Annotated in this window: 5 protein-coding genes; all 5 read right to left on the reverse strand. The window is 36.5% G+C overall.

Features of this window, described 5'->3' with window-relative positions; all coding sequences use genetic code 11:
• A partial coding sequence (locus ACI4WO_RS00730) for a hypothetical protein (RefSeq protein ID WP_439805642.1) occupies positions 1-384 on the reverse strand: 384 nt, incomplete at its 3' end.
• Complete coding sequence (locus tag ACI4WO_RS00735) at positions 371-2,230, reverse strand: O-antigen ligase family protein (RefSeq protein ID WP_439805643.1); 1,860 nt, start codon at positions 2,228-2,230, stop codon at positions 371-373. The genes ACI4WO_RS00730 and ACI4WO_RS00735, both read right to left, overlap by 14 nt.
• 382 nt (positions 2,231-2,612) lie before the next feature.
• Positions 2,613-3,638, reverse strand: coding sequence for a leucine-rich repeat protein (locus tag ACI4WO_RS00740; RefSeq protein ID WP_439805644.1), 1,026 nt, complete (start codon positions 3,636-3,638; stop codon positions 2,613-2,615).
• A 156-nt stretch (positions 3,639-3,794) separates the two neighbouring features.
• Positions 3,795-4,652, reverse strand: a complete 858-nt coding sequence (locus ACI4WO_RS00745; RefSeq protein WP_439805645.1) for an EamA family transporter — start codon at positions 4,650-4,652, stop codon at positions 3,795-3,797.
• A gap of 10 nt (positions 4,653-4,662) precedes the next feature.
• Positions 4,663-4,779 (reverse strand): winged helix-turn-helix domain-containing protein (locus ACI4WO_RS00750; RefSeq protein ID WP_439805646.1); only part of this gene is annotated, 117 nt, incomplete at its 5' end.

Below are 4,779 nucleotides of genomic sequence, written 5' to 3' on the forward strand. Positions count from 1 at the left end.
TTTTATCATACTTTCCTGCTTCTTGGGGAGGTATGGCTGCGGTTGGCGGATACCATCATCGTTAAGATTTTCTGCATATTTACCAAAATAAACAACAGATGCAAGTCCGACACCAACAATGTTTTCTTCAAAACAAATACTATTTAAATTTTCTTCACTTACTTTTTTTCCAAATGCAATGCAAATGCGATCTGCATATTCGTCTGGAATTGTATCAAGCCGGACATCATAGCCGCCCATAGGAACAGATATTTTTTCGCCTTCTGAAGTTTCAGCTGTGGGAGGAATAAGAAGATTTTTTTCTGATGTTTTATTGCTGCATGACATACATGATATAGACAATATGAATAATGCTGCGATACTTAATACTTTATTTTTTTTCATTTACATACCCCTTTTTTAATTCATATATCTTTAAAAAAGCTATTCCAAAACTAAACCAGAAAAACGGATTTACTGTAATACAACTGTCATTTGAAAGACCTATAACCATAAAACCGCAAAGTCCTGTATACAAAAACATCAAAAAGCATATATCCTTTTCGGATTTAAAGCAATCCGGTGATGTCCTGAAAAACACCCGAAAGCCGGAAACGACGAAATATATAAACAATATCAGTACTGCAAGCAAAGCAGGTATGCCACAGGTAATGGCTATTTGCAAATACCAGTTATGCGGCTTGTCTACAATAAGGCGATATGTGCCATGTGTATTCAGCAAGCCAACAAGATCATTCTGATTAAAATAAAACGGAAAATTTCCGGGACCCTTGCCAATAAGAAGACAATCCTTCAATATTGGAAGTGAATTTATCCAGATATATCCTCGGCCAGTGGCAAAACTATAAAATTCACACAATTGCGTATCATCAAACTCAGAGTGCGGAATACTGCTCAGCAGCTGTTTATTCTGAACAAGTAGTTTTACTCCGTCAGATGTAACGGCAAAATCTATTGTACTTTTGTAACCTAAATCAAGATATATAATACCATCCCTGAGAATTATACTGAATTCAAAATCATTATTCATATCATGAACAAGAATTGTATTGCTGTCAATTGAATCTGCTGTAAATACCGTACTGTTACTGCCAGAAACCTTAAGCTGTTCACCACTTTCCACCGGTGCTGTAATATGATATTCAGACCCATTTCCACTAAAAATTATTGAATTTCCTTCAAGGCGAAAATCGTCAAGTTTAAATGAATGAGTCGATTCATCATAACTGGTTTCATTAAAAATACTCTTAACAATATTGGAAAAAAAATCACTTCCAGACACAGCAGTTACTGAACCCACAAGAACAGCAAACGCTGAAAAAATTAAAATAACATTTCTGACAGAAATAAACCTTTTGGCGATCATAAAAATCATAATAAACAGTATTTCAGCCAAAACTACATAAAAAGCAGCTGTAGAGTTAGACATGATCACAACTATAAAACAAGCTGCACTGATAACACTGCATATTATTTTCCTGAAAACCTTTCCGGCAGCTGTGATATAATAAACTGAAACAGGAAAAATCAACGTGCAGAAACCACCCATGTAATTAGAATTGTAAAACATCAGAACAGTTTCACGGTAGGCATTTGAAAAATCAAGACTTTCTGCAACACTTCTGTATTCCGGTGAAGCTATGATATATTTCATAAACGGCAGCTCCATCAGTGGCATTACAATATATTCAAAAAATGACATAACAACCGTTACAGTAATTAGTATAAAAAAAGCTTTTTTATAATGTCTCCATGCTTTTTCAGTACCGAAATAATTATAGCCTGCAAAGAAAAGTATGCAGTAAGAAAAAACAGCTATAATCCCCTCATATTCTGAACATACACCCCATAATACAGTCTCTTTATTTTCCGAAAATATTGAGGAAATAACAGCCATGAGCAAATACACACCCATAAGTAAAAGCGGCATACGAGCAGATTTTTTCAGTACCGGATTATAGCGACAGGGCTTATCGGGAAATATTTTTTCGCCAACAAAATAGCATATACATATCAATGCAATAATAAACAGCAGTATCTCTTTGCAATACAAAAACAAATCCACATATAATCCATCATTGTTTGAAAACAGCCTTTGTGAATTTTCACCAATAGCTTTAACATGTATTCGCACTACAAATAACAGAGTAAAAACAGCACATATCAGAAAGTCAACAAATAAGCATCGATATGACGGCTCTGTTTCGTTGTATTTTTTTTTTAATGACAAACTTATACCCCCTGTCAATTTCCACTTGTTTGCACATTGACATTTTTATCATTTTAATTATAATCGACTCATATATCATTCAGTATTTTATTTTAATTATTTTTCTCAGAAAAATTCTCATGAGGTGCCACAATTAAGCATTATTATACCGGAAGTTGTATAAAATGTCAATATCTTTAATATTATTTTGGTTTAATTATCAAATTTGCAGTCTATACAAAATATATTTTATACAAATTTCTGCAGTTCACCGTTCATATAAAAATACCGTAAGCATAGCCATTTGACCTTCCTTGTTATTTTTCATATCTGAAAAACCAGGATAATATTATTTAAATTTGTCAATAAATGCAAAAAGCGGACGAAACCGTCCGCTTAAAACTTATGAAGTAAATTTGTTTGCCATATATCTTGCAATTGCCGCAGCGTCACGGACATTTATCTTTCCGTCTTCGTTAAAGTCTGCGGAATCAGGAATCTCATTTACTTTTCGTTCTGCAAGTTTTCTGGCAATGAATGCAGCATCTCTGACATCAACTTCTTCGTCACCGTTGGCATCGCCTTTAATAACTTCCGGTGCTTCTCCCAGTGATTCAAAAGCATAACCATATTTTTGAGCATAAGCCTGTGCTGTTGAATTATCATAACCTGAAATTATACATCCATATGTAAAAACATCAGGATCATCAGAAATTTCACATTCCGGGTTTTTTATAGTAACATTATGAAGACTATTACAATCCGAAAATGCTCCTGTTTCTATTTTGGTTACGTTTTCATCAATTGTTACAATTGTAAGATTTGAGCAAAAACTAAACGCAATTGCTCCTATAGTTTTTATATTTCCGGAAATAGTAATGCTTGCTAAATTTGTATCCATAAAAGCACCAAATCCTATCTCAGTAACGGGTATGCCGTCAACTTCGGACGGTATTACAACTGATTTTGCTGCCGCTTCGCAATTAGAAATATATGCATAGTCAAATATTCCATCTTCATCTGCATCAACCTTTTCAATCGTAAGAAACGGGTCATAAGTTGCCTCAGATTCATCATGCTTTTCCTTACGGTTTTTTTCAGTGTACTTGCTGCCATCGCTTTTGATTTTCACATTACCGTCAGAATACTCTTCCTGAATCATGCTTTGTCCTGCGACATCTGCCACAACACTTGAATACTGAACTCCGGCAGACTTCTCATAAACTGCATTGCCACTTGCAATGACTTTTCCATTCTGTTTCATCTGTACAGCAGCATGGGCGGTAAGATTATCCTCGCCAATGGTATTTACTACAGCTGATTTGTAACTCTCGTATGGGTTTCCTGCCGCATAAGCAATCAGACCTGCTGTTCCAACCAATGTAAGGCCTGCTGCCAGGCAAGCCACTGTGATTTTCTTTGCTTTCATTTAAATCAATCCTTTCGTTGTTTTCCTATTTCGAGGTTGACTTTATTATAAAATCACACAGTAAACTGAAGCTTATCCAATGATAAACAAAAGATAAAATGACATTAAAACTTACATAAAAAATACGCACATCCGAAGATGTGCGTATCATAGTCATTATTTTACCAGCAGCAGCGTTCCCGCAGTCATCAGAACAAGTCCAATCATGGATTTTTTCGTCAGCTTTTCTTTCAGCACAAAGTAAGAAAAAGCAATCGTTACCAGAATACTCAGCTTATCAATCGGCACAACTACACTTGCCTGACCATCCTGCAAAGCCTTATAATAGCACAGCCATGACAATCCGGTGGTCAATCCCGAAAGGCAGATAAACAGCATATTGCGTTTACTGACAGCCTTGATTTCATTTTGTTTGCCTGTTACGAAAACCATGAGCCATGCCATGATCAGCACAACAATTGTCCTTATCGCAGTACCAAGATTAGAATCAATTTCGCTTATTCCGATTTTCCCGAGAATTGATGTCAGACTTGCAAATACTGCTGACAGCACAGCGTACCATAACCAGCCCCAGCCTTTTGTTTCATTATCAGACTGCTTTTTCGTTATCATAAGATAAGTGCCGATGCCAATCAGGAGCATACAAATAACTTTGACTGCACTGAGTTTTTCTCCAAGTACAAGAAAAGCAAGCAGCATTGTCATTATCGTACTTGACTTATCAATGGGCGCAACCTTGTTTACATCACCGATCTGCAAAGCCTTAAAATAACAAAGCCAGCTGCCTCCGGTTGCAAGTCCTGACAATATGAGAAACAGCAAAGGTTTTCCCGAAATGCTGTCAATATCCTGATAAGCTCCGGTTATCAGGACCATCAGCCAGGAAAAAAACAGAACTATTATCGTCCGGATAGCCGTGACAACTGTGGAATCTGTATTTTTGATTCCAATCTTCGCAAGCACGGCAGTAACTCCGGCAAAAAGAGCAGAACCAAATGCGAACGTAATCCACACAGCACATCACCTACGCTCTGAATCGGTATCCCACACCCCATACTGTTTCAATATAGTGCGGACTGGAAGGATCGTCCTCGATTTTTTCACGGAGCCTGTTAATATGAACTGCCACTGTTGCATTATC

The organism is Porcipelethomonas sp., assembly GCF_051893655.1.
Classification (GTDB): Bacteria; Bacillota; Clostridia; order Oscillospirales; family Ruminococcaceae; genus Porcipelethomonas.

Bases quoted from the DNA above. Each gene is read 5' to 3' on its own strand.
- ACI4WO_RS00740 (WP_439805644.1), bottom strand. From the start codon at position 3,638: ATGAAAGCAAAGAAAATCACAGTGGCTTGCCTGGCAGCAGGCCTTACA.